Genomic DNA, 1747 nt, shown 5'->3' on the forward strand with positions numbered 1-1747 from the left:
CCACGAGGCCGGCGCCGAACGCGATCAGCCCGACCGCCAAGGGATTGCCCTGCGCCTGCTGCTGCGCGGTGGCGGGCACGCCGCGTGCCGCGTCGGTCGCCGACGACACGGCCGAGCGGCCGGTGTCCGACAACTGCGACGTCGCGTCCTGCGCCGTGCCCATGACCCTGTCCCGCATCCGGGACAGCGAGCCGCCGATCCCGCCGACCTTGCGCCGGGCGATCGTCGAGGGCCGCGCCCGATCGGCGAGCGTGTCGACGTCGGCGCTGAGACTGCGTCGCGTACGGTCTATTTCGGCGCGGATCCGATCCGGGTCGTCGGTGTTCGTCATCGCTTCTCCTGGGGATGAGGGGCAAGTGCTCCGGGCACCTGGGAAAGGGTTTCGGTGGTGCGGGGAAGTCCTTTGGCGCGAGCCAGCTCCGAGCGTCCCAGCACGGCCAGCAGCGTCGCGACGACCGCCCACACGACGGTCACGACGAGGGCCGACCAGCCGCGGCCGATCGCATTGCCCAGCGCCCACCATGCGGCGATGGACAGGAACAGCAGCACGAAGTGCGCCGCCACCGCGGCGCCGGCCAGCATGCCGGCGCCCTTGCGGGCACGGGTCGCGGTCTGGGTGGCCTCGGCCTTCGCCAGTGCCAGTTCCTGGCGCATCAGGGTGGACAGGTCACCGCTGACATCGGCGAGCAACTCGCCCAGCGAGCGCTGGTCGCCGGCTCGATTGTGTTCTGCGGGAGGAAGAGTCACGGCCGCACCTCCCCACCGGGATGCGGCGGTGCATATCCGCCGGGCGGCGGGGTGCCCGTCCCCGGCGCCGAGTAGCCGCCGGGCATCGGAGCCCCCGTCGCGGGTCCCGCAGGATACGTTCCGGGCGCCGACGTGCCGGGTCCCTGCGCCGGGTACGCGTATCCGGCGGGCCCGCCGGCGCCGGGATCGGCGGCGGTGAACCCGGGGTGCGCGACCCCTGGGGACTGCGCCGTCGGCGAATGAGGCGCGGGAGAAGCCGGGTCGGAGGAATGTGTTGTCGCGGAACCTGATCCGGAGTCCGCGTCCTTCAGTCCGCGACCGAGCCGGCCGAGGACGAATCCCGCTCCCGCAGCGAGGGCGATGAAGGCCCCCGGTCGACGCCGGGCGAAACCGCTGACCTCGTGCAGGACTCCACCCGGCTCGCGCTGTTCGAGCCAGGAGGCGACGGTGTCGGCTCGGTCGGCCGCCTGGCGGACGAGGTCACCGGCCATGCCGGGCTGCTCCGAGTCGCGCGCCATCGAACCGAACTGCGCTCCGAGCGTGCGCAACCCCTCGGCGACCTTCTTCTGCTGTCGAGCGGCCTGGTCGGTCAGTTCGTCCCGGGTGCGCCGCAGCACGTCCTGGGCCTGCGCGGTCGCTTCGTTCTTCACGCGGGCAGCCTGATCGCCGGCCGTTCCGGCCACATCCCGGCCTGCGTCCGCGGCTCGTCCGGCGACCCGGCCGGCCTGTTCCTGCGCGGCCTGTGCCGACGATGCATCGTCCGGTTCGCCGCGTGCCGTCCGATACTCGTCGAGACGGTGCCGGGGCTCCGGTATCGGGCCGTCCGGGGAGGTGAAGGGTTGCTCGGTGAGCGGGTCGGTGCTCCGTCCGCCCGGGTCCGGGTATCCGCTGTACGTCATCAGTGTTGTCCTTCCGAGGGGATCGGGAATACGGCCGGCACTTCTGCACGGTCCTGCCTGTGCCGGGCCGTCCCGCCGTGTCACCGGCGGGCGGCGGCGGG

General features: G+C 73.0%; 3 protein-coding genes. All 3 read right to left on the reverse strand.

Going from position 1 to position 1747, the window contains the following annotated elements; genetic code table 11:
- A partial coding sequence (locus OEY_RS0114225; protein WP_010594526.1) for a DUF3618 domain-containing protein occupies positions 1 to 331 on the reverse strand: 331 nt, incomplete at its 3' end.
- Positions 328 to 747, reverse strand: a complete 420-nt coding sequence (locus OEY_RS0114230; RefSeq protein WP_010594527.1) for a phage holin family protein — start codon at positions 745 to 747, stop codon at positions 328 to 330. The genes OEY_RS0114230 and OEY_RS0114225, both read right to left, overlap by 4 nt.
- Positions 744 to 1646 (reverse strand): hypothetical protein, encoded by a 903-nt coding sequence (locus OEY_RS0114235; RefSeq protein ID WP_010594528.1) that lies wholly within the window; start codon positions 1644 to 1646, stop codon positions 744 to 746. The genes OEY_RS0114230 and OEY_RS0114235 overlap by 4 nt, the downstream gene beginning before the upstream one ends.
- Between the last annotated feature and the right edge of the window lie 101 nt (positions 1647 to 1747).

Source organism: Rhodococcus sp. P14, from assembly GCF_000256505.1.
Lineage (GTDB): Bacteria > Actinomycetota > Actinomycetes > Mycobacteriales > Mycobacteriaceae > Rhodococcus > Rhodococcus ruber.